Below are 23,254 nucleotides of genomic sequence, written 5' to 3'. Positions count from 1 at the left end.
CACGGCATCAAAGCGAGGCGTTGAGCTCGCTGATCAGTTCCTCGCGCTGGCGCAACGACTCCAGTGCGCTTTCGCCCAATCGCCCCGCCACCTCGCTCAACAGGCCCTGCGCCAGCAGCATGAAGGCGCACATGCTGTTGCTGTAGAACAGGCTGTGGTTCGGCACGTAGAAACTATGGCGCGCCACCTTCGCCAACGGTGAGCTGGACGAATCGGTCAGGGCCACCACTTCGATGCCATGGCGCGCGGCGACTTCCGCCGTGGCCAGCACACTGGGCGTATAGGGGAAGCAACTGGCGACCACCAGCACGTCGCCGGCATCCAGTTGCGCCAGGGCATCGGCCACGCCCTGGCGGCTGGCGTCCAGCGCGGCCACGTCCTGGCGCAACATGCCCAGGCCATAGGACATGAACAGCGCCAGCGAAGTGAACTGGCGCATGCCGTGGATGCGCACGCGGCGGGCGCTGGCGAGCAGCTCCACCACGCGGGCGAAGACTTCCGGCTCGACCTGCTCGATCATCCCGGCGATGTTGGTGCTTTCCTGCCGGCCCAGGCGGGTCAGGCGCGACAGCGTGGTGTCGGACGGAGTCAGCAGCAGGCGCGAGGCCTGGTCGCTGTAGAAGCTCTTGCCTTCGGTCAGCTCGCGACGGAACACGTCCTGGAACTTGCTGAAGCCGCCGTAGCCCAGGCGCTGGGCCAGGCGCGACAGCGTCGAGGCATTCACCCCGAGCTGTTCGGCCAGTTCGCTGATGGAGGACACCGCGGTGCGCTGCGGCGCCTCGATCAGTGCCGCCAGCACCCGCCGCGAGCTGCCGCCCAGGGAGATATCCGTCTCGCCTCGCTCGATAGCCTCCAGCAGCTGCTTGAGGGCTCCCAGGTTATCGGGCAATGCGGCGGGCGCTTGGGTCATCGGGCAGGTCCGTTGGCGGATGAAGGGCGGATACTGCCGGCGGCCTCGACGTGCTGGACGTCCGGCTGGCAGTAGACGCGCCATTCTACCGAGTTCGCCCCGATGCGAAATACGGCCGTGGCCAGGGTATTTTCCTCGTCCGGATCGTCCGCCGCGCGACGGTAGATCGGCAGCTCGGCATCGGCTCCGTCGCGCAGGATCGACAGCGCACGCGCCTCGTCGAGCGTCCCGCCGACATCGCCGAGCAACACATCGACGCGTCGCTGGCGACTGCCGGAGCTGCCGGTGATGCGCTGGCCGAAGGCGCCCAGGCCGGCATCCAGCAGATGGTTGGAGTGCCCGCTGGGGCGCCTGACCTTGCGCACCACGACGCCGGATGAACAGGCTTCGACGCTCAGCAGATGACCTGAGCCGACCTGCCCGAGGGCATGGTGGAAGGCTCCGGCGCGACCTGCGCGGGACAACACTTCGACGGCCTCGTCCAGGCTGGCGCAATCCAGCACCGCACGGGCCAGCACCTGACGCGGCAGGCCAGTCGGGATGCTGCTCGGGCGGATATTGTTCACCGTGCTGACCAACCCGGCGGCATTCACCGCGAAAGTGTGGCCGGGTATGGAGCCCGGATAGACGAAGCTGGTGAAGGCCATGCCCTGCTCGGGCGTTGCCTGCAGCAAGCCACAGGCGCCATCGAGGGACGGCAGGCCGTCCTCGTTGTGGGCGATCAGCCAGCCGTCGGCGGTCGGACCGAACACCGTGGTGCAGCCATCCACGCTTTGCGGCCGGACGAAATCGCCCCGGCAGTTCCACAGGAAGACTTCCTCGACCGGCAATTCCAGGCCGTCGGCCAGACCACGGATTTCCTCCCAGATGCGGGGGAAGTTCGCCTCGACCTGCGCCTGCATGGCCTTGGCTGCAGCGGAGCCGGCCAGGGCCGCCAGGCTCTGCCACAAGGGCAGCGGGCGCAGGCGCTGGTGCACCGCGTCGCGGCCGAAGCGGCCCAGGCCCAGGCCGATGTCGTAGGGGCTGCCGCCCAGGTTCAGGGGTTGAAGGATCATCGGCGCACCTCAGGCGACATGTTGCAGGAACTCGCGCAGGCGCGGGCTGGTGGGATTGCCGATCAGGCTGGCGGGGTCGCCGTCCTCGGTGATCCGCCCCTTGTCGATGAAGATCAGCCGCGAGGCGACCTTGCGGGCGAAGTCGATCTCGTGGGTGACGATGACCATGGTCATGCCCTCCTCCGCCAGGTCCTTCATCACCTGCAGCACCTCGTGGCGCAGCTCCGGGTCGAGCGCCGAGGTGGGCTCGTCGAACAGCATCAGCTTGGGCTTTACCGCCAGGGCGCGGGCAATGGCCACGCGCTGCTGCTGGCCGCCGGAGAGCTCCGACGGGTAATGCCCGGCGCGCTCCGACAGGCCGACCTTGGCCAGCAGCGTGCGCGCCAGCGCCTCGGCGTCGGCCTTCTTCGCCCCGCGCACGCGGACCGGGCCGAAGGCGACGTTTTCCAGCGCGGTCATCTGCGGGAACAGGTGGAACTGCTGGAACACCATCCCCGCCTCCTGGCGGATCAGGCGTTCGTCCACCTTCGGATCGTTGACTTCCATGCCATCGACGAACAGCTCGCCGCCGGTAATCACTTCCAGCTTGTTGATGCAGCGCAGCAAGGTGGACTTGCCGGACCCGGACGGACCGATGATGACCACCACTTCGCCGTTGCCGATCTTCAGGTTGATGTCGTGGAGCACTTCGGTCTGGCCGAAATGCTTGGAGACCTGCTTGAACTCGATCATAGGATCTTCAGCCTCGATTCCATGCGCCGCAGCACGTAGCTCAATACCAGGGTGATGATCAGGTAGATCACCGCCACCGCCGACCAGATTTCCATCGCGCGGAAGTTGCCGGCGATCACCTCCTGGCCCTGGCGGGTCAGTTCGGCGACGCCGATGACGATGAACAGCGAGGTGTCCTTGATGCTGACGATCCACTGGTTGCCCAGCGCCGGAATCATCCGGCGGAAGGCCAGCGGCGCGATCACGTAGCGCAGCGTGTCGCGCCCGGACAGTCCCAGCGCCAGCCCCGCCTCGCGGAAGCCCTTGTTCACCGAGAGCAGCGCGCCGCGGGTGATCTCGGCGATGTAGGCCCCGGAGTTGATCATGATGGTGACCACCGCCGCGCTGAACGGATCGATGCGCACCGGGATCATCAGCGGCAGGGAGAAGTAGATGAACATCACCTGGACCATGATCGGCGTGCCACGGATCAGCTCGACGAACAGCAGCGCCAGGCGGCTGCCGATGAAGCCGCCGTAGGCGCGGCCGACACCGGCCACCAGGCCGATCACCGCGCCGCCGATCAGGCCGAGGATGGATATCCACAGGGTCAGCCGGGCGCCCTCGAGCAGCACCGGCAACGCGTCCCAGATGGCGGACCATTGGAAATGCATGGATGCCTACCTCGTCTTATTTCGGGTCGGTGCCGAACCACTTGCGGTAGATCTGCGCGTAGGTGCCGTTCTCGCGCAGCTTCTTCAGTGCAGCGTTCACCGGCTCACGCAGTTCGCTGCCCTTGGGGAAACCGATGCCGTACTGCTGGGCCATCATCTGCTCGCCCACGGCCTTCACCTGGCCGTCGCCGGCGGTCTTGATGTAGTAGAGGACATTGGGGGTGTCGTGCATGGCGGCATCGACGCGGCCGGTGCGCAGCTCCAGGTAGGCGTTGTCGACGTTGGGGAACTGGCGCAGGTCGCCGGCCTTCAGATTGGCCTTGGCGTAGTCCGCCGCCGAGGTGCCGCTCTTCACCGCCAGGCTCTTGCCGGCGATGTCGGCGGAACTCTTGATGCTGTCGTTGTCGGCCTTGACCATCAGCAGGAAGCCACTGTCGTAGTAGCCGTCGGAGAAATCGATGACCTGCTTGCGGTCTTCCTTGATGGTGATGCCGGCCAGGGCGGCGTCGACGTTGCGGGTCTGCAGCGCGGGGATGATGCCGTTGAAGTCCATCGGCTTGAGCTGGTAGGTCACGCCCATTTCCTTGGCGATGGCTTCCCAGAGGTCAATGTCGAAGCCGACGTACTTGTCGCCCTGCTTGAACTCGAAGGGAACGAAGGCGGTGTCGGTGGCGATCAGCAGTTCCTTGTCGGCGGCCATCGAATGAGTGGCGGCGAGCAGGGACAGCGCGGCGAACGAGGCTTGAAGCAGCTTTTTCATGCAGGACTTCCTCTTGCGGGACGGCGGGATGCGCCAGCCCTGAGGCCGGCGCGCATTAGCGGCAGTTCGATGCAACGGGCCAGGGCCCGGACTTTATTGTTTTAAGCGGCTAACCCAGATTCGGGGCTGCATGCACTTGAGTGCTTTCGTGCAAAATAAACATGCAAATAAAATCATTGCAAGCATTTTTCGCTGACGTGCAAATCCGCCGAAACGACTTCAACTGCCCATTTCATGCGGATTAACGCTGAAACAGCGGGCCCCAGCGAGCCAACCCCACCTTCCAGGTGCGCAAGAAAAATTTGCCAAGCGCAAAAATGCATTTAATATTTGCGCAAACGCCCTGGAGGTCACCATGAGCCACGTCCTGCACCGCAGCCTCACCCAGTCCTACCCCACGGCCGTTCGCGGCGATGGCGCCTACCTGATCGACAGCGAGGGCCGCCGCTACCTCGACGCCAGCGGTGGCGCGGCGGTGTCCTGCCTGGGGCACAGCGATGCCGAGGTGATCGAGGCGGTGCGCCGGCAGATCGGCACCCTGGCCTATGCCCACACCTCCTTCTTCACCAGCCAGCCGATGGAAGAGCTGGCCGACTTCCTGATCGCCCGCGCCCCAGCCGGGATGCGCTCGGTGTACTTCGTCTCCGGTGGTTCGGAAGCGGTGGAAGCGGCGCTCAAACTGGCCCGCCAGTACTTCGTGGAGATCGGCCAGCCGCAGCGCACGCACCTGATCGCACGGCGCCAGAGCTACCACGGCAACACCCTCGGCGCCCTGGCCACCGGCGGTAACGCCTGGCGGCGCCAGCAGTTCCAGCCGCTGCTGATCGACGTCAGCCACGTCAGCCCCTGCTACGCCTATCGCGGCCAGGCCGAGGGCGAAACACCGGAAGCCTACGGCGAACGCCTGGCCCGGGAGCTGGAAGCGGAAATCCTCAACCTGGGCGCGGACAAGGTCATGGCCTTCGTCGCCGAACCGGTGGTGGGCGCCACCCTCGGCGCGGTGACCGCCGTGCCGGGCTACTTCAAGCGCGTGCGGGAAATCTGCGACCGCTACGGCGTGCTGCTGATCCTCGATGAAGTGATGTGCGGGATGGGCCGCACCGGCACACTGTTCGCCGCCGAACAGGAAGGTATCAGCGCCGACCTCATCACCATTGCCAAGGGCCTGGGCGCCGGCTACCAGCCCATCGGCGCGACCCTGGTCAGCCAGCGTATCCACGACGCCATCGCCCAGGGCTCGGGCTTCTTCCAGCACGGCCACACCTACATCGGCCACGCCACGGCCTGCGCGGCCGCCCTGGCGGTGCAGAAGACCATTGAACAACGCGACCTCCTGCCGCGCGTACGCGATCTCGGCGAGAAGCTGCAGCAACGCCTGCGCGGCGCGCTGGGCGAGCATCCGAACATCGGCGATATCCGTGGTCGTGGGTTGTTCCAGGGCCTGGAGCTGGTGGCCGACCGCGCCAGCAAAGCCCCCTTCCCCGCCGAGGCGAAACTGCACGCGCGGATCAAGAAGGCCGCCATGCAGGAGGGTTTGATGTGCTACCCCATGGGCGGCACCCTGGATGGCCGCAGCGGTGACCATATCCTCCTGGCCCCGCCCTTCATCCTCGAGGAAGCGCAACTGGACGAACTGGTCGAAAAACTGCAGCGCGCCATCGTCAAAGCCATCGGCAGCCTCTGAGGATTTCCAGCATGCAGATCGATTCGCGCCTCACCCCGCTCACCGACGCCAACATGGACGATGAACAGCGTCGCGTGCTGCAGGACATCCTCAGCGGCCCGCGCGGCAACCTCGACGGCCCGTTCCTGGCCTGGGTGCACAGCCCGGGGCTGGCCGACAACGCGCAGAAGCTCGGCGCCTTCTGCCGCTACGGCACGCGCCTGGAGCTGCGCCTGAGCGAGCTGGCGATACTGGTCACCGCCGCCTGGTGGCAATCCCAGGCGGAATGGCAGATCCACGAACCCATCGCGCGCCAGGCGGGGATCAGCGACGGGGTGATCGAGGCCCTGCGCGGTCACCGGACGCCAGTTTTCGAGCGGGACGACGAGCGCCTGGTCTATCGCCTGGGCCGTTCATTGTACGAGACCCGGCGCATCGACCCGGCGCTGTACGAGGAGGCCAGGGCCTGTTTCGGCGAGGCCGGGCTGGTGGAGCTGGTGGGGATTTTCGGCTACTACGCGCTGGTCGCCATGACGCTCAATGCCTTCGCCGTACGGCGCGGCACCGAGACACCACTGCCGTTCGACGAGCCCTGAGACGCGTCAGGCGCGCTCTGCCAGCCTGGCTTCCAGTTCCGCGATGCGCGCCTGCAGGCGGTCGCGCTCGGCGCGCTCGGCACTGATGTCTTCGAACACGCTGATCAGGTGGTCGGGCATGCCGTCCTGGCGGCGGCGCTGCAGCGAGGTGCGCACGCGCACCCAGAGATAGCTGCCGTCATGGCGACGCACGCGCTTTTCCACCACGTAGCGGTCGAAGCGGCCGGCCAGCAACTGGCGCAGCAGTTCGAGGTTCTTGCCCAGGTCGTCCGGGTGGGTGAGCTCCTGGAAGGTCATGGAGTACAGCTCCAGCGGGCTGTAGCCGAGCAGTTCGCAGAGGCTGCCGTTGACCCGCTGCCAGCCGCCGTCCAGGCCGATGTAGGCCAGCGCGCCCCAGGTCAGTTCGAAGATCGCGCGGAAGCGTTCCTCGCTGTTGCGCAGCGCTTCCTCGGTGATCATCCGCGCGGTGTTGTCCATGCTGATGCCGACCATCTTCACCGGCCGCCCCGCGGCGTCCTGCACCACGGTGGCGCGGGAGGCGATCCAGCGCTGCGAGCCATCGGGCTGGAAGATGCGGAAGTCGCACTCGCAGGTGCCGCCCTCGGCGATGCCGCGGTCGTACATGGCCTGCATGGCGGCGACGTCCTCCGGCGGCAGGTGGCGCCAGAAATCCTTGTTGGAGGTGACCGGCCAGCCATAGACCGCCTCGACGTTGGGCGAGTAGGTCACTTCGTCGGTGATCAGGTTCCATTCCCAGGTGACGATGCGCGCCCCTTCCTGGGCCAGCTTCATGCGCGCCTCGCTTTCCATGATCTCGGCGGTGTAGCGGCGGCGCAGGTCGGTCATTGGCAGTTCGATCGGCTCGGCCTGCTGCACGTCGCGCAGCGCCTCCTCGCCGTAGCGCAGCCAGATCCAGTTGACCTTGAGGAAGTCTGCCAGCTTGCGCAGGTTGTCGTAGTCGATCTCGCCACCCTTGGTCCACTTGTGCACCGCGGTGCGCGAGATGCCCAGGGCCGTGCCCACTGCCTGCAGGGTCAGCTTGTGGAGTTCGAGCAGTTCCTTGAGACGGAAGGCGAAGCTGTTTTCCTGCATGGAAGGCGTGGTCCCTGAAGGTCGTCGAGGACCGCAGTATACACAGCTGTAAACTGATGGATAACAGAGGCGTGGTGGTTGCGAATGGGTGGGGCGCAGCCAGGTTGCGTTCAGGTGCGCAGAAGCGAGGCGCTCTTTCTCGACCCCGTGCCTGGGCTTCCCCCTCACCCCAGCCCTCTCCCTCAGGGAGAGGGAGCAGTCCGTGCCGGCTGACACTGCGGCCCTCACCTGCTCCGAACAGTCCCCTCTCCATCCGGGAGAGGGTTAGGGTGAGGGGGCCCTGTAGGAGCGGATCTTATCCGCGATCCAGCCGTAAGGCCGGCCACAACAGCTGTCCCGGCTTCGCCGGGATTTCGCGGAGAAGCTCCGCTCCTACGAAAGCATCGCGTGCCGCAGTGTGTCGGCGTACAACCGCGAACGGTTGCACACCCCACGCGCAGGTCAGAGATCGATCACCAGGCGCTCGCCACGCGCCCGCGAGACGCACAGCATCATGGTCTGCTGCGAGGCCTTTTCGTCGTCGGAGAGGTACTGGTCGAAGTGCTCGACCTCACCTTCGAGGATGGCCGTTTCGCAGGTACCGCACACGCCTTCGCGGCACAGGCATTCCACCTTGGCGGCCTTCACGTTCTCGATGGCCTGGATGATGCTCATGCCCTCTTCCACCCGCAGCTCGCGGCCGGAACGGCCCAGCACCAGGGTGAAGGCACCCCCGCTGGCCGGAGCCGCGGCGAACTGTTCGAAGTGCACGCGGGACTCGGCGATGCCCGCCTTTTTCGCACCCTCGATCACTGCGTCGATCAGCGGCTTGGGACCGCAGACGTAGACGTGGGCGTCGTCGGCCAGGGAGGCGAACAGTCCGGCCAGGTCCAGGCGGCGCTCCAGGCTGTCGATGTAGAAGCGCACGCTGTCGGCGTGCGGACCGTCGGCCAGCTCGCCCTGGAAGGCGCCGTGCTCCGGGCTGCGGAAGGCATAGTGCAGCTCGTAGGGCACCGCGCCGCCTTCCAGCTCGTGCAACTGGGAGAGGAACGGGGTGATGCCGATGCCGCCGGCGATCAGCACATGGCGTCCGGCCTTGGGGTCCAGGCCGAACAGGTTGTTCGGGGTGGAGATGGTCAGCTCGCTGCCGACTTCCACCTGCTGGTGCATGAAGGCCGAGCCGCCCTTGGATTGTTCTTCCAGGCGCACGCCGATCTGGTAGTGGCTCAGATCGCGCGGGTCGCTCATCAGCGAGTAGGCGTTGCTCAGGCCGTCGGTCATTTTCACGATCACGTGGCTGCCGCCGGTGAAGGCCGGCATCGGCTGGCCATCGGCGCGCGCCAGGGTGAAGCGCTTGATCTGCGGGGTCGCCTGTTCCACCGCGGTCACCCGCACGCTGAACATCTCGTATGTGTTGGCCATCATTCACCTCAATTGCCACACGGGGCGGCGGCCTCGCCGCCCCGGCTATTCCTCGGCCCGGCTCACACCGCCAGGCAGAGGTATTTGATTTCCAGGTAGTCCTCGATGCCGTACTTGGAGCCTTCGCGCCCCAGGCCGGACTGCTTCACCCCACCGAACGGAGCGACCTCGTTGGAGATCAGCCCGGTGTTGACCCCGACCATGCCGTATTCCAGGCGCTCGGCGACCCTGAACACGCGGGCCAGGTCGCGGCTGTAGAAGTACGCGGCCAGGCCATAGAGGGTGTCGTTGGCCAGCTCGATCACTTCGGCGTCGGAGGAGAAGCGCACCAGCGCCGCCACCGGGCCGAAGATCTCGTCCTGCAGCAGGTCCATGCCGGGGCGGATGCCGCCGAGCACGGTGGGCTCGAAGAAGTTGCCGCCGCGTGCGTGGGGCTTGCCGCCCAGCACCAGCTCGGCGCCCTTGGCGGTGGCGTCGTCGACCAGGCTCTGCACCTTGGCCACGGCCTTGTCGGTGATCAGCGGACCGATCTGGGTACCCGGCTCGGCGCCGTGGCCGACCGCCAGTTCGCGCACGCGCTCGACGAAGCGTGCGGAGAAGCGCTCGTACACCGCGTCATGCACGTAGAAGCGGTTGACGCACACGCAGGTCTGCCCCGCATTGCGATACTTGGCGATCAGCGCGCCCTCTACTGCCGCCTCGATGTCGGCGTCCTCGAAGACGATGAACGGCGCGTTGCCGCCCAGCTCCAGGGAGACTTTCTTGATGGTCTCGGCGCACTGCCCCATGAGCAGGCGGCCGACCGGGGTGGAGCCGGTGAAGCTGAGCTTGCGCACCAGCGGGTGGCCGGTGAGCTGGGCACCGATGGCCGGCGCATCGCCGGTGACCACGCTGAGCACGCCCGCCGGGATGCCGGCGCGTTCGGCCAGTTCCACCAGCGCCAGCGCGGAGAACGGGGTTTCGTTGGCCGGCTTGATCACCATGGTGCAGCCAGCGGCCAGCGCCGGCGCGGCCTTGCGGGTGATCATCGCCGCCGGGAAGTTCCACGGGGTGATGGCCGCGCAGACGCCGATGCCCTGCTTGATCACCAGCAGGCGCTTGTCCGCCGCCGGGCTGGGAATCACGTCGCCGTAGATGCGTTTGCCTTCTTCGGCGAACCACTCGATGAAGGAGGCGGCGTAGCGGATTTCGCCGAGGGCTTCGTGCAGCGGCTTGCCCTGCTCGAAGGTCATCAGGCGAGCCAGGTCTTCTTCGTGTTCGAGCAGCAGCTCGAACCAGCGGCGCAGGATCTGCGCGCGCTCCTTGGCGGTCTTCGCCCGCCAGCCTTCCAGCGCGGCGTTGGCGGCTTCGATGGCGCGCACGGCTTCGGCGCCGCCCATCAGCGGCACGCTGCCCAGGCGCTCGCCGGTAGCCGGGTCATGCACGTCCAGGCTGCGGCCGTCGTCGGCGTCGCACCAGCGCCCGTCTAGGTAGGCTTGCTGGCGGAACAGGTTGGAATCGTTGAGTTTCACGCAAGGTACTCCGCGAGAGGCCGCCGGCCGCAGGGGCCGGCGGCGAGCTGGATCAGTCGAGGTGGGCGACGGCGATCAGGTTGTGGAAGTGGGCGATGCCGTGCTCGCTGATGCCGGAGCGCTCCTTGTCCACCATGATCCGGCCCTGGCCGCGGTAGCCGCGGGACTTCAGGCCCTTCTGCACGCTCTCGACCAGGCGCAGGTCTTCCGGACGGAAGACTTCGCGGTACCAGTCGATCAGCTTCTGCTGCTCTTCGGTGATGTCCTTGTTGAGGAAGTAGATGTCGTAGTGCTGCAGGGTGGTTTCGGCGTCGACCGGGAACTCGTAGATCACGGTCATGAAGTTGGCGCCCGGCGGCACGTTGAACATGGTGCACGGCCAGGCCCAGAAGCCGGCGAAGGACGGATCGGAAACGCCCTCGTCGACCTTGAACGACTGCTCGGAGGACTTGGCGATGCCGTACTGCAGCGACCAGTTGCCGTGCAGGGTGTGGGTGTACTGGCCGACGTCCACGGAGTCGGCGAAGCTCGGGTGGGCGGGGCCGCAGTGGTAGCACTCCATGTAGTTGTCGACGATGGACTTCCAGTTGGCCGGGGTGTTGCTGACGAAACGGGCAGCCAGGTGCAGGTCGTCGATCACGCCGCAGGCCTGGCGCATGCGCGCTTCCAGGCCCGGCAGCTGCTCTTCGACGCTGCCGGCATTGAGGTCCATGTTGATGAAGATGAAGCCTGCGTACTCTTCGACCTTCACCGGCACCAGGCTGTAGTCGCCCTTGTCGAAGGCTTCCACCTGGTCGCAGTTGCGCACGTGGGTCAGCTCGCCGTCGAGCTTGAAGGTCCAGGCGTGGTACGGGCAGGCGATGACGTTCTTGGCGATGCCGCCGGTGCCTTCCAGCAACTGGTGGCCACGGTGCGGGCAGACGTTGTAGAAGGCGCGCAGCACGTCGTCGCGGCCACGGACGACGATGATGCTCTCGCCGATCACTTCACGGACGATGTAGGCATTCTTCTGCGCCACTTCGCTGCGGTGACCCATGCAGATCCAGCTGTGGGCGAAGATCTTTTCCTTCTCGTGCTCGAAGACGGCATCGCTGGTGTAGAACTTCGCCGGGATGGTGTAGGCGTGGTTCGGGTTGTTGCAGAAATCGGCGGGCAGGCGTTCGAAATCGGTCATCTTGCTATCTCCAGGCTTCATCGACTCGCGGCGAGGCGGTCGGTTTACTTATTGGTTAACTGCAACCTATTGGTTAACAAAACAGGCAAAAAAAAGCCTGCGGGTGGCGCCGCCCATAGGCGGACGGCGCCACGCAGGAGTTACTGGGCCAGCGCTTCGGCCAGCGGCTTGCGCATCGGTGCGGGCCCGGCGCTTTCCGGCAGCGCCTCGTCGGCCATGGCGGCGGCCTCTTCCTCGATGCGGTAGGCCGGCACCTTGGAATAGTCCTCCAGCATCCACTTGAGGAAGCCGTAGACCTTCACCAGCAGGATCAGGGTGAACGGGATCGCGGTGAGCACCACGGCGGTCTTCATGGTCGACAGCGAGGCCTTGGCGAACAGCATGGCCAGCGGCACCAGGGTCAGGGTGACGGCCCAGAACAGGCGGTGCGTCGGAGTCGGGTCGTCGCCTTCCTCCAGGTTGCGGGTGCTGGTGGCAGCCACGGCGTAGGCGGCGGCGTCCATGTGCGAGGCGCAGAACACGGCCATGATGAACAGGTACACGGCGAGGAACACCTTGCCCCACGGCAGGCCGATCAGCAGCGCTTCCACCGCGCTCTCGCCACCGTGCTCGGTGAGGATCTTCGGTACGTCGATGGCGCCGGTGATGAACTGGTGCATGCTGTAGCTTTCCAGCGCGCCGAAGAAGAACCAGCAGCCGAAGCTACCGCCCATCAGCAGGGCGAACACCACTTCCTTGATCTGCCGGCCACGGGATACGCGGGTCACGAACATCGCCACGCCTGGTGCGTAGGACACCCACCAGAGCCAGTAGAAGACGGTCCAGTTGCGGGTGAACGCGCCGTCGCCCGCCGGGTCGGTGAACAGGCTCATGTGCACGTAGTTCTGGATCATCAGGCCGATGCCGTTGGCGGTGTTGTTGATGGTGAACTGGGTCGGGCCGACCAGCAGCACCACCGCGGCGAACACCAGGGCGCCGTAGCAGACGATCTTGCTCAGCTTCTGCAGACCGCCGTCGATGCCGATGTAGGAACTCAGGGAGAACAGCACGGCGATCATGCCGATCACCATGACCTGCACGGTGAAGGTGTCCGGGGTGCCGACCAGACCGGACAGGCCACGGGTCAGGGTCGAGGCGGTGAGCGCCAGGGATACGGTGAGCGCGCCCATCATGGTCAGCAGGAACACCAGGTCGACCAGGCGGCCGACGGGGCCGGTGGCCTTGAAGCCGGTGACGGCTTCGACGATGGAAGCCAGGTTAAGGCCGCTCTTCTTGCGCACATGGAAGTGATAGGCCATGGCCAGCGAGGCCAGGGCGTAGATCGACCAGGCGCTGATGCCCCAGTGGAAGAAGGAGTAGCTGACGCTGTATTCCAGGGCTTCACGGGATTGCGGAACGATGTTCAGGCCGGGCGACTGGTAGTAGTAGGCCCATTCCATCACGCCCCAGTAGAGGGTCGAGGAGCCCATGCCGGCGCAGATGAACATGAATACCCAGGTGGCGGTGGAGTATTCCGGCTTGCCGCTGCCCAGACGGATGTTTCCGTACTTGCTGAAGGCGATGTACAGCACCACCAGCGAACTGCCGAAGATCAGCAGTTGGACCGCGGTACCGAAGGAACGGGTGGAGAACTCGAACAGCTGATTGGCCGCGTGTTCCGCCTCCGCCGGGAAGGCAGCCAGGCCGATCACGGTGAGCAGGACGGCAACCAGGCTCATGGTGATCAGGAATACATCGACCTTTTTATTCTTGTGGGACATCAGGCGTCTCCTGGGACGATTTTTTTATGCTTCACATCCGTCGCAGGCAGGCGGGACATGAAGTGCAGCGCTAGGTCAGGTTGATGTTTCTCCTATCAATCAACCATTGGTTAACACAAATCTATTGGTTAACAGTGTGCGGTGGTTTGTCGCGTAACGCAAGAGCTGTCCATCGCCTCGCGGTGACGCCACGCCCTATCCAGGACGGGCGTCACCGCGAGGCGACCGGGCTTAGCCGGCGACGATTTCGGCAATCGCCTGGCCGACCGCCTGGGTCGACAGCTGACCGCCCATGTCGCGGGTGACCTGGCCGTTGGCGATGACCTGCTCGATGGCGCTGAGGATGTCGTCGTGGGCGGCGCGGTAGCGCGCGTCGTCCTGGCCGAGGAATTCCAGCATCAGCGCGCCGGACCAGATCATGGCGATCGGATTGGCGATGTTCTTGCCGAAGATGTCCGGCGCCGAACCGTGGACCGGCTCGAACAGCGAGGGGAACTTGCGCTCGGGGTTGAGGTTGGCCGACGGCGCGATACCGATGGTGCCGGCGCAAGCCGGGCCGAGGTCGGAGAGGATGTCGCCGAACAGATTGGAAGCCACCACCACGTCGAAGCGCTCCGGCTGCAGCACGAAGCGTGCGCAGAGGATGTCGATGTGCTGCTTGTCCCAGCTGATCTCCGGGTAGTTGGCGGCCATCGCGGCGGTGCGCTCGTCCCAGTAGGGCATGCTCACGGCCATGCCGTTGGACTTGGTCGCCGAGGTGACGTGCTTGCGCTCGCGGGTCTGGGCTACGTCGAAGGCGTACTTGAGGATGCGGTCGACGCCACGGCGGGTGAACACCGATTCCTGCAGCACGAATTCGTTCTCGGTGCCTTCGAACATGCGGCCGCCCAGGGACGAGTACTCGCCCTCGGTGTTCTCGCGGATCACCACGAAGTCGATGTCGCCGGGCTTCTTGTTGGCCAGCGGGCACGGCACGCCGGGGAACAGGCGCACCGGGCGGATGTTCACGTACTGGTCGAACTCGCGGCGGAACTTGAGCAGCGAGCCCCACAGGGAGATGTGGTCGGGCACCTTGTCCGGCCAGCCGACGGCGCCGAAGTACAGGGCGTCGAACTGCTGCAGCTGCTCGAACCAGTCATCCGGCATCATCTTGCCGTGTTCGAGGTAGTAGTCGCAGCTGGCCCACTCGAAGTGTTCGATCTCCAGATTCAGGCCGTGCTTGCGCGCCGCCGCCTGAACCACGCGCAGGCCCTCGGGAAGGACTTCGTGGCCGATACCGTCACCGGGAATGGCAGCGATTCTGTATGTCTTGCTCATGAGGGCACCCTTGCAGATGGGATGGGGGAATAGTGCCCCTCATGCTATAAGCCGCAAAATCAAACATAATCACCACTTCTGTGGATTCTTGAATCACGAATCGTGAACAATCTACCCAACCTCGAAGACCTGCGGGTCTTCATCCAGGTCGCCCGCCGTTCCAGCTTCGCCAGCGCCGCCGCCGAGCTGGGCATGTCCACCGCCTTCGTCAGCAAGCGCATCCGCCTGCTGGAGGAGGACCTGGGCGTGCGCCTGCTGCACCGCACCACTCGTCGGGTGTCGGTGAGCGAGGACGGCGAGCGTGTCTACCAGTGGGCGCTGCGCATCCTCGATGCGGTACAGCGCATGGGCGACGACGTCTCCGCCCTGCACCGCGAGCCCAGCGGCCAGCTGCGCATCGCCAGCAGCCTCGGGCTGGGCCGGCGCTTTGTCGCCCCTGCCCTGTCGGAACTGGCGGTGCGCCATCCGCAGCTGGATATCCGCCTGGATGTGCAGGACCACCTGGTGGACCTGATCGACGAAGGCTTCGACCTCGATGTGCGGGTGGGCAACGAGATCGACCCGCACCTGATCGCCAAGCCGCTGGCGCGCAACCGCCGGGTGCTCTGCGCCGCCCCCGCGTACCTGGAACGGCGCGGCACGCCGCGCACCCTGGCGGATCTGGCCGGGCACGACTGCCTGGTGATCAAGGAGCGCGACCACCCCTTCGGTATCTGGCACCTGCAGGGGCCCGGCGGCGAAGAGAACGTGAAGGTGACGGGGCCGTTGTCGTCCAACCACGGCGAGGTGGTGCACCAGTGGTGCCTCGACGGACGCGGCATCCTGCTGCGCTCCTGGTGGGACGTGCACGACAGCCTGGCCGACGGGCGACTGGTGCGGGTGCTGCCGGAGTACCAGCAGCCGGCGGATATCTGGGCGGTGTACACCGCGCCGCTGGCCAGTTCAGCCAAGGTACGGGTGGCGGTGGAGTTTCTCCGCCAATACTTCGCCGAGCGCTACAGCTTGCCGGAGACCTAACGCTCATAGGCCCTACGCCGCTGGAAACCCGTTGCGCAGAACCCTCTTTTCGTAGGAGCGAGCTTGCTCGCGAACCGCCTGACGCCAGAACTCGCCGGATAATCAGGTTCGCGAGCAAGCTCGCTCCTACCAAGAGCCATGCGGCGCTATAGCTGCGCCACGTGTCCACTGCCCTGGTGTGCCCGCAGATACGGCAGCACCGCCCCGAGCAGCGGTTCCTTGAAGTCTTCCTGGAAGCGATGCGCCATGCCGGGGATCAGCTTCAGCTCCGAGCCCCGGATATGCGCTGCCACATGCACGCCGTGCATCACCGGCAGCAGCGGATCGGCAGTGCCGTGGACCACCAGGGTTGGCACGTCCAGCCGGTTGAGCAATTCCACCCGGCTCGGCTCGGCGAGAATCGCCAGCAACTGTCGCTGCACGCCCTCGGGATTGAAGGCGCGGTCGTAGGAGCGGGCCGCCTGTTCCAGCAGTTGCTGGCGATCGTCACGCACTTCGGGACTGCCGAGCGCGGCCAGCAGGTCGGCCTGCTGCTCGATGGCCTGCTCGCGGCTCGCCGCCTCGCGCCGGGCGAGCAGACGCAGCAGCGATTCGTTGGGCGCCGGCAGCCCCTCGGCGCCGGAGCTGGTCATCACCAGGGTCAGGCTGATCACCCGGTCCGGGGCAATATCGGCGACATGCTGGGCGATCATCCCGCCCATGCTCGCCCCCAGCACGTGGGCGCGCTGGATGTGCAGGGCGTCGAGCAGGCGCAGCGAATCCCCCGCCATGTCGGTCAGGCTGTAGGGCGCGCTCACCGGCAGGCCCAGGCGGTAGCGGATCACTTCGTAGGTCAGGTTGCCGGTGGGCGTGGGAATGCGCCAGGCGGACAAGCCGACGTCGCGGTTGTCATAGCGGATCACCCGAAAACCCTGCTGGCAGAGCGCCTCGACTACTTCGTCGGGCCAGTGGATCAGCTGGCCGCCCAGCCCCATGATCAGCAGCAGCGCCGGGTCCTGCGGACGGCCGATGCTCTGGTAGGCCAGGCGCACGTCGCCCAGGTCGACCATCTCGGTCGGCACCCTGGCATCGCAACGATCGCCGGCAAAAGAAAGAGAGGGCAGTCCGCACAATAGGGCGACCGCCAGCAGCAAAGTACGCATCATGAAAATCCGGAACGCAAAACCCCAGTGGAGCGGGATTCTGATGAATTTCCGTCATTCGCTCTGCCACAGGTCCGTGACAGTTTGATGAAAGGCGCTGAGCGGTCATGCGGCTGTCATCAACACGGGCATGACGCGGATCATGGGCGAGCCCTGGGCCACTGGCGAAGATAGCGCTCCCACTCTCCGGAATCCGCCGCCATGGCCTACCCGCTCCTGCTCACCCTGCACCTGCTGGCCGCGATCCTGTTCGTCGGCACGGTGTTCTTCGAAGTGCTGATCCTGGAGGGCGTCCGCCAGCACGTGCCGGCACGGGCCATGCGCGCAGTGGAAGCCGCCGTCGGGCGGCGTGCCCGGCGCCTGATGCCGTGGGCGATTCTCGTCCTATTCGGCTGCGGCCTGGGCATGTTGTTCCTGCTCTACCTGCCGCTGCTGGCCGATCCGCTGGCATCCACCTTCGCCACCCTGCTCAGCCTCAAGCTGCTGCTGGCCGCCAGCGTGCTCGGGCATTTCGCTTTCGCCATGCTGTCCTTCCGCACTGGCCGCATGACCGGCCAGCGCTCACGGCGCATCCACTACAGCGTGTTCGTCCACGTGCTCGCCATCGTGGTGCTGGCCAAAGGCATGTTCTACTTCTGACTCACTTCCTCAGGCGCACGCGCGGCGCTCGATCCCGGCCAGTGCGGCGAGCACGTCCGGTGCCTCGGGCTGGTTGATCGCCCGCGCCAACAAGGCCACCTCGGCGCACTTCTGCGCGGAGGCGGCCCGGGAATCGTCCGGCGCATCCTCCAAACCCTGCAACGACGAACAGGACGACGCCACCCACAGCCGCTCACCCAAGCGCTCATGGGCATGGCGCAGCACGTCCAGCGCCGACTGGAGATCGTAGTCCCAGCCGTTGCCGCCACTCACCAGGCCCAGGGACAGCACCTTGTAGGACGGCAAGCGGTCGAGGACAGACTGGTACTGCCGCGGCGCGCTCACCAGGTCGACGTGCAGGCCGTCCAGCGGCAGGCTGGCGGCCAGCCCTAGGTTGTCTTCCAGGCCGCCGAAGTAGGTGGCGATCAGCTTCTTCAGCGGCTCGCGCTGGAGCAGGTTGTAGGTGCGTTCGAAGGCGTTCTTCCACGCCTGCGGCAAGTCGAGCACCAGAATCGGCTCGTCGATCTGCACCCATTCCACGCCTTGCGCGGCCAGGCGCTGGAAAATCTGGCCATAGACCGGCAGCAGGCGCTCCAGCAGGTCGAGCTTGTCGAAGCCGGCATGCCCGCCCCTGAGCGTGCCCAGCCAGAGGTAGGTCAGCGGGCCGATCAGCACCGGCTTGACCGGGTGCCCGAGCGCCAGCGCCTCGTCCACCTCTTCGAACAGCTGCTCCCAGCTCAGCTCGAACTGCTGGTCGACGCTGAATTCCGGGGCGAGGTAGTGGTGTTCAGTGTCGAACCACTGTGCAGCACTCCCCTTCTGAGCCATGGCGAACAGGGTCTGCAGCGTCGGCTTGCCGCCCTGTGCGGGAATCACGCCGAAGGTCAGCGAGTGAGTCAGCACCGCATCGTGCCAGGCGAAATCCCCCACCGGCAGCAAGTCGATGCCGGCGTCCTTCTGTGTTTGCCAGTGCGCGGCGCGCAGCTCGCGTCCCACGTTGCGCAGTCCGGCCTCGTCCAGCTTGCCGTCGCGGAAGGCTTCCAGCGCGGTCTTCAGTTCAGGGGCGCGACCGATGCGGGGGAAGCCGAGGGTGTGGGCCAATGCCATGGCGAAAATCTCCAAACCAATACGTCAGGTGCAGGCATTGTCGACAGCCGGCCACCCATGAGACAAACTCAATTCATTCGCGTTGAAATCAAGTTTTCCTCATATTGAGGTCGAGGCCGGCATCATGCTTGAACTCCGTCACCTGAAAACCCTCCACGCCCTGCGCGAGGCCGACAGCCTCGTGGAGGCCGCCGAGCGCCTGCACCTCACCCAGTCCGCCCTCTCCCACCAGTTCAAGGAACTGGAAGACCGCCTGGGCCTGTCGCTGTTCATCCGCAAGACCAAGCCGGTGCGCTTTACCAGCGCCGGCCTGCGCCTGCTGCAACTGGCCGACAGCGTGCTGCCGCAACTGCGCGGCGCCGAACGCGACCTGGCGCGCCTGGCCGGTGGCACCGCCGGCCGCCTGCACATGGCCATCGAATGCCACAGCTGCTTCCAGTGGCTGATGCCGACCATCGACCAGTTCCGCGATGCCTGGCCGGAGGTGGAACTCGACCTCGCCTCGGGCTTCTCCTTCGCCCCGCTGCCGGCGCTGGCCCGCGGCGACCTCGACCTGGTGGTGACTTCCGACCCGGTGGACCTCGCCGGCATCACCTACGTGCCGCTGTTCACCTACGAGGCGCTGCTGGCGGTGGACAATCACCACGCGCTGGCGGGCAAGTCCTATATCGTCCCGGACGACCTCGCCAGCCAGACGCTGATCACCTATCCGGTGGAGCGCGACCGCCTGGACATCTTCACCCGCTTCCTCGAACCCGCCGATGTCGAACCCGCGCAGATTCGCACCTCGGAGCTGACGGTAATGATGATGCAGCTGGTGGCCTCCGGCCGTGGCGTGTGCTGCCTGCCCAACTGGGCGCTGCACGAATACAGCTCGCGCGGCTACGTCACCGCCAAGCGCCTGGGCGAGAAAGGGTTGTACTGCACGCTGTTCGCGGCGATCCGCGCCGACATGCTGGACGCGCCGTTCATGCGCGATTTCCTGCTGACCGCAAAGGACACCTCCTTCGCCACCCTGGAAGGCGTCAGCGCGGCGAAGGGCTGACACCGGAATCCCACAAAAATGGTGGTCTGACGAAAATCCGCTGACTCGCCAGGGTATCCATTCAGACGCTCTATCCTGGGCTTCCTACCCAGGGTTTCCTACACGACCGGCCATAAAAAAAGCCCGCCATTGCTGGCGGGCCAAGGACTAAACGATTGACTAGTCGATCAATCTTTAGGACGCCCTGTAGGAACAAGGCGCGGGACATATGATCCAGCAGCTGACAGCAGTCTCCAAGCACCAGACATCCATGTAAGAAAAGACCCAGGCCGTTTTGAGATAAACACCTCATCATCGGCATTTTCCCGAGCCGCCGACGCCACATCCCACCGAATGGAAGACCTTTCCCACTTCACCTGATGAAGATCAGGCACCAAAGAGCACCCGGATAGCGAACGAAAAAAAGCCCATCCTCGCGGATGGGCTTCGGGACCTAACGGATGCACAGCTTGATAGTCGTTATGGTTGGTGTAGACGCCGCGAGATGGGGAACGACGCGGCGTTGGGGCAATCATTGATCAGCCCTGCCAACCGGAAAAGAAAGCTACAGGCAAAAAAGAAACTTCCCACGCCACCTGAGACCGTATTCGCAAAATACACGGCGGCCCTCCACAACTCCTCACCTGCGGCTACCCCCTGCTCTCCGGCGTCACAGCGACTTCGCCTCGGCCGCCCGTGCATGTTCCGCCGCCCACTGCACGTCGCGCTCCCAGACCCGAGTGAAAGCCGGGCGCGAGGTGACCAACTCCACGTAGCGCTCGAACACCGGCAGCTTCGGCACCACACCGAAGCCGATGGTCCAGCGCAGGGCCGCGCCCCACAGCACGTCGGCAGCCGTCATGCGGCTGCCGAGCAGGTAGGGACCGTTTTCCAGCTGTTCGGCGATGGCGCGCATCACGCTGTCGTAGTCGCCGTACGGGCTCATGGCCGACGGCGCCGGGTCGCGCTTGAGGGCCCGGTCGACGATGGCCGGCTCGAAGCTGGAGCCGTAGAACACCAGCCAGCGCAGGTAGGGGCCGCGCAGCGGGTCATCCAGGGCGGGCGCCAGCCCCGCGCGGGGGAAGAGGTCGGCCAGGTAGAGGAAGATGGCGCCCTGCTCGGTGACCAGCGCCTCGCCGTGGCGGATCGCCGGGACCTTGCCCAGCGGGTTGATCGCCAGGTAGGCCGGCTGGCGCTGCTCGCCGGCCTTCATGTTGATCAGCTCGAGATCGTACTCGGCGCCCAGCTCCTCCAGCAGCACCAGGGTGCCGCTGGAACGTGTCTGGGGCGAGTGATAGAAGGTGATGCGGGACATGGCGGGATCTCCTGTGGCACGCCACTGCATGGAGCCCCCAGCATAGCCCCCTCAGGCTGTCACGCCTCGTCGAAGCTCATTTCCGGCGGTTGCTCGCGGAAGCCGGCGGTGATCACGGCGAGGTAGATCACGCCCAGCACCAGCCAGGTGGCGCCGAGCCAGATCGCCAGGTGGTCGAGGCTGACCATCAGCCACAGATCGGCGATGAGCCCGATCAGCGGGAACAGCAGGAACAGCACCAGCTCGCGCGGGCCGCGGCGCTCGGCGTTCAGGTAGTAGTGGAAGATCACCGAGAGGTTCACCAGGCTGAAGGCCAGGAAGGCACCGAAGTTGATGAACGAGGTGGAGGTGGTGACGTCCATCCGCAGCGCCAGCAGGGCCACCACGCCGCACAGCACGATGCTGTTCACCGGCGTCTCGAAGCGCTTGCTGATGCGACCGAAGAACGGGCGCGGCAGCACGCCGTCGCGGCCCATGGCGAACAGCAGGCGCGAGGCGCTGGCCTGGGCCGACAGCCCGGAGGTGAACTGGCCGACGATCAGGCCGATGAGGAAGAAGCTGACGAACAAATCGCCACCGATGTTGCGGGCAATTTCGTAGGCGGCGGAATCGGCGTTCTGGAACTCCACCGACGGGTGCGCCAGCTGTACGAAATAGCTGGCGGCGATGAAGATGCCACCACCGATCAGGGTGATCAGCAGGATCGCTCGCGGAATGGTCTTGCGCGGCTCGTGGGTTTCTTCGGTCAAGGTGCTGACGGCGTCGAAGCCCAGGAACGAATAGCAGGCGATGGCCGCGCCGCCCATGATCAACGGCAGCTGGGTACCTTCCTTGAGGAAGGGTTCCAGGGTCCACAGCGGACGGCTGGCGTCGCCCATCACGTAGTGGATCGCCAGGCCGACGAAGGCCAGCAGGACGAGGAACTGCACCAGCATCAGCACGCCGTTGATGTTCTTCGCCAGGCGCAGGCCGACCACGTTGATCGCGGTGGTGACGCCGATGAACGCCAGTACCCACAGGGCCTGCGGCACGGCGGGGAACGCGGAGTGCAGGTAGGCCGCGCCGATCAGCCAGATGGCCATGGGCAGGAACAGGTAGTCCAGCAGCACCGCCCAGCCGGCGAGGAAGCCCAGCTTCGGGCTGATCGACTTGCGTACGTAGGTGTAGGCGGAACCGGCCACCGGGAAGGCGGCGGCCATGCGTCCGTAGCTGAGCGCGGTGAACAGCATCGCAACGGAAGCGACGAGGTACGCCGAGGGCACCACGCCACGGGTGACGTCGGCGAGGATGCCGAAGGTACCGAGGACGATGATCGGGGTCATGTAGGCGATGCCGAACAGCACCACCGAACCCAGCGACAGGGTTCGTTTCAGTTGAGCCATTACTGCTTACTCCACATTGTGTTTGTTATGGGCAGTGCAAAGGTCTGGCTTGCGCTCACCCGCAAGCCGCGCGGGCGCTCGGGGCGCCCGTCGGTGTTGGAGAATCGCTGTGGTGGCGCGGCCCTGCGCCCCGGCCCGGAAACCACCCCGGGCCGGAAGGAAACGTCAGGCCGGAATGATCAGCTCGCGCAGGCCGTCTGCGTGCTCGCGCATTTCGCCCGGCAGCACGAAGCGGCGTTCGGCCAGGTAGCTGTAATCGCGGCGCGCCTGCGCCAGGCGCTCGAAGTCCAGTTCGACGATCTGCCGGCACTCTTCGCGGCCGGCCTCGCAGAGCGGTTGCCCGAAGGGATCGACCACGGTGCTGCCGCCGGCGAACACCAGGCCGTCGTCGCCCTCGCCGACACGGTTGACCATCACCGCGTAGGCCTGGTTTTCCATGGCGCGGCCCATGATCGCGGTGCGGTGGGTCGGGCCGTAGGGGTCCATGTTGCCGTTGGTCACGATGATCAGCTCGGCGCCCAACTGGCCGAGGGCGCGGGCAGATTCGGGGAATTCGATGTCGAAGCAGATCACGATGCCCACGCGCACGCCGTTCCACAGGCAGGTGGCGTAGCGGTCGCCGGGGGTGAAGACCCCGCGGTCCGACGCCCACAGGTGCGTCTTGCGGTACTGCAGGGCGATGCCTTCGGGGGTGATCAGCAGCGTGGTGTTGTAGAAGCGACCGTCGGCGGCGGCCTCGGCGAAGCCCACGGCAACGCTGATGTTCTTCTCTCGCGCGGCGCGCTGCACGGCCTGTACGCTGGGGCCGTCGACCGGTTCGGCGATGGCGGCGATGTTCTGCTCGGTGGGGAAGCCGGTCAGCTGGGTCTCGGGGAACACCACAAGCTGGGTGTCCGCTGCGCAGGCGTGGATGGCCTCCAGGGTACGGGCCAGGTTCCAGGCCACATCGCCATCACGGCCGGCCAGTTGCACGAGTTCGACTTTCATGGGCTTCCTCTGATTCT

20 protein-coding genes and 1 pseudogene are annotated in these 23,254 nt (G+C 65.8%); 5 read left to right on the top strand and 16 right to left on the bottom strand.

Translation table 11 applies throughout. The annotated features are described in order from the left end of the window. Positions 1-7 precede the first annotated feature (7 nt). From ACQ5BL_RS00680 to glnH, 5 genes are read right to left on the bottom strand one after another with little or no spacing between them, the layout of a single operon-like run. Positions 8-910, bottom strand: a complete 903-nt coding sequence (locus ACQ5BL_RS00680; RefSeq protein ID WP_243805976.1) for a MurR/RpiR family transcriptional regulator — start codon at positions 908-910, stop codon at positions 8-10. Continuing rightward, on the bottom strand, positions 907-1,965 hold the full coding sequence (locus tag ACQ5BL_RS00675) for a C45 family autoproteolytic acyltransferase/hydolase (RefSeq protein ID WP_243805978.1): 1,059 nt from the start codon (positions 1,963-1,965) through the stop codon (positions 907-909). The genes ACQ5BL_RS00680 and ACQ5BL_RS00675 overlap by 4 nt, the downstream gene beginning before the upstream one ends. A gap of 9 nt (positions 1,966-1,974) precedes the next feature. Further along, entirely contained in the window at positions 1,975-2,697 is a 723-nt protein-coding gene (gene glnQ, locus ACQ5BL_RS00670; RefSeq protein WP_243805980.1) for a glutamine ABC transporter ATP-binding protein GlnQ, read from the bottom strand. Next, on the bottom strand, positions 2,694-3,350 hold the full coding sequence (glnP, locus tag ACQ5BL_RS00665; protein WP_430292760.1) for a glutamine ABC transporter permease GlnP: 657 nt from the start codon (positions 3,348-3,350) through the stop codon (positions 2,694-2,696). Before glnP ends, glnQ begins: the two co-directional genes overlap by 4 nt. A gap of 16 nt (positions 3,351-3,366) precedes the next feature. Further along, on the bottom strand, positions 3,367-4,110 hold the full coding sequence (gene glnH / locus ACQ5BL_RS00660; RefSeq protein WP_207885220.1) for a glutamine ABC transporter substrate-binding protein GlnH: 744 nt from the start codon (positions 4,108-4,110) through the stop codon (positions 3,367-3,369). 355 nt (positions 4,111-4,465) lie between these two features. Between glnH and ACQ5BL_RS00655 the strand changes: the two genes are divergently transcribed. Continuing rightward, positions 4,466-5,794 carry an aspartate aminotransferase family protein gene (locus ACQ5BL_RS00655; RefSeq protein ID WP_243805982.1) on the top strand — a complete coding sequence of 443 codons (1,329 nt, stop codon included), beginning with the start codon at positions 4,466-4,468 and terminating at the stop codon, positions 5,792-5,794. An 11-nt stretch (positions 5,795-5,805) separates the two neighbouring features. Continuing rightward, complete coding sequence (locus ACQ5BL_RS00650; protein WP_243805984.1) at positions 5,806-6,369, top strand: carboxymuconolactone decarboxylase family protein; 564 nt, start codon at positions 5,806-5,808, stop codon at positions 6,367-6,369. 6 nt (positions 6,370-6,375) lie between these two features. On the opposite strand, the gene ACQ5BL_RS00645 is transcribed toward ACQ5BL_RS00650, so the two are convergent. The 6 genes from ACQ5BL_RS00645 to ACQ5BL_RS00620 all read right to left on the bottom strand — a co-directional run bounded on the left by ACQ5BL_RS00645 (position 6,376) and on the right by ACQ5BL_RS00620 (position 14,624). Beyond that, on the bottom strand, positions 6,376-7,461 hold the full coding sequence (locus ACQ5BL_RS00645; protein WP_243805986.1) for a helix-turn-helix domain-containing protein: 1,086 nt from the start codon (positions 7,459-7,461) through the stop codon (positions 6,376-6,378). A 441-nt stretch (positions 7,462-7,902) separates the two neighbouring features. Next, on the bottom strand, positions 7,903-8,862 hold the full coding sequence (locus tag ACQ5BL_RS00640; protein WP_243805988.1) for a PDR/VanB family oxidoreductase: 960 nt from the start codon (positions 8,860-8,862) through the stop codon (positions 7,903-7,905). 62 nt (positions 8,863-8,924) lie between these two features. Next, positions 8,925-10,373 (bottom strand): NAD-dependent succinate-semialdehyde dehydrogenase, encoded by a 1,449-nt coding sequence (locus tag ACQ5BL_RS00635; RefSeq protein WP_243805990.1) that lies wholly within the window; start codon positions 10,371-10,373, stop codon positions 8,925-8,927. Positions 10,374-10,425: 52 nt separating this feature from the next. Next, positions 10,426-11,547 (bottom strand): aromatic ring-hydroxylating oxygenase subunit alpha, encoded by a 1,122-nt coding sequence (locus ACQ5BL_RS00630; RefSeq protein WP_243805992.1) that lies wholly within the window; start codon positions 11,545-11,547, stop codon positions 10,426-10,428. Between the two features lie 140 nt (positions 11,548-11,687). Beyond that, positions 11,688-13,307, bottom strand: coding sequence for a BCCT family transporter (locus tag ACQ5BL_RS00625; RefSeq protein WP_279577254.1), 1,620 nt, complete (start codon positions 13,305-13,307; stop codon positions 11,688-11,690). A 231-nt stretch (positions 13,308-13,538) separates the two neighbouring features. Further along, positions 13,539-14,624: a tartrate dehydrogenase gene (locus ACQ5BL_RS00620; RefSeq protein ID WP_207885227.1), complete on the bottom strand. Its 1,086-nt coding sequence runs from the start codon at positions 14,622-14,624 to the stop codon at positions 13,539-13,541. Between the two features lie 102 nt (positions 14,625-14,726). Here ACQ5BL_RS00620 and ACQ5BL_RS00615 point away from each other — a divergent pair, with 102 nt between their 5' ends. Next, positions 14,727-15,641 carry a LysR substrate-binding domain-containing protein gene (locus ACQ5BL_RS00615; RefSeq protein ID WP_243805994.1) on the top strand — a complete coding sequence of 305 codons (915 nt, stop codon included), beginning with the start codon at positions 14,727-14,729 and terminating at the stop codon, positions 15,639-15,641. 146 nt (positions 15,642-15,787) lie between these two features. Here the strand turns inward: ACQ5BL_RS00615 and ACQ5BL_RS00610 are convergent, their stop codons facing one another. Beyond that, positions 15,788-16,783 carry an alpha/beta fold hydrolase gene (locus tag ACQ5BL_RS00610; RefSeq protein WP_243805996.1) on the bottom strand — a complete coding sequence of 332 codons (996 nt, stop codon included), beginning with the start codon at positions 16,781-16,783 and terminating at the stop codon, positions 15,788-15,790. A gap of 201 nt (positions 16,784-16,984) precedes the next feature. Between ACQ5BL_RS00610 and ACQ5BL_RS00605 the strand changes: the two genes are divergently transcribed. Continuing rightward, positions 16,985-17,422: a hypothetical protein gene (locus tag ACQ5BL_RS00605; protein ID WP_243805998.1), complete on the top strand. Its 438-nt coding sequence runs from the start codon at positions 16,985-16,987 to the stop codon at positions 17,420-17,422. 39 nt (positions 17,423-17,461) lie between these two features. Here ACQ5BL_RS00605 and ACQ5BL_RS00600 read toward each other — a convergent pair. After that, positions 17,462-18,529: pseudogene (locus tag ACQ5BL_RS00600) on the bottom strand (5-methyltetrahydropteroyltriglutamate--homocysteine S-methyltransferase); the annotation flags it as partial. A 124-nt stretch (positions 18,530-18,653) separates the two neighbouring features. Between ACQ5BL_RS00600 and metR the strand changes: the two are divergent. Beyond that, positions 18,654-19,574 (top strand): transcriptional regulator MetR, encoded by a 921-nt coding sequence (metR, locus tag ACQ5BL_RS00595; RefSeq protein ID WP_243806000.1) that lies wholly within the window; start codon positions 18,654-18,656, stop codon positions 19,572-19,574. A 649-nt stretch (positions 19,575-20,223) separates the two neighbouring features. Here the strand turns inward: metR and ACQ5BL_RS00590 are convergent. The 3 genes from ACQ5BL_RS00590 to ACQ5BL_RS00580 all read right to left on the bottom strand — a co-directional run bounded on the left by ACQ5BL_RS00590 (position 20,224) and on the right by ACQ5BL_RS00580 (position 23,237). Beyond that, positions 20,224-20,868, bottom strand: a complete 645-nt coding sequence (locus ACQ5BL_RS00590) for a glutathione S-transferase family protein (RefSeq protein ID WP_243806002.1) — start codon at positions 20,866-20,868, stop codon at positions 20,224-20,226. A gap of 59 nt (positions 20,869-20,927) precedes the next feature. Beyond that, entirely contained in the window at positions 20,928-22,250 is a 1,323-nt protein-coding gene (locus ACQ5BL_RS00585) for an APC family permease (RefSeq protein ID WP_243806004.1), read from the bottom strand. Positions 22,251-22,415: 165 nt separating this feature from the next. Then, entirely contained in the window at positions 22,416-23,237 is an 822-nt protein-coding gene (locus ACQ5BL_RS00580; protein WP_243806006.1) for a carbon-nitrogen hydrolase family protein, read from the bottom strand. Positions 23,238-23,254 lie beyond the last annotated feature (17 nt).

Source organism: Pseudomonas sp. B1-22, from assembly GCF_050474425.1.
Classification (GTDB): Bacteria; Pseudomonadota; Gammaproteobacteria; order Pseudomonadales; family Pseudomonadaceae; genus Pseudomonas.
The sequence above is the reverse complement of the archived record's forward strand: the minus strand, read 5'-3'. Positions and strand labels throughout refer to the sequence as shown.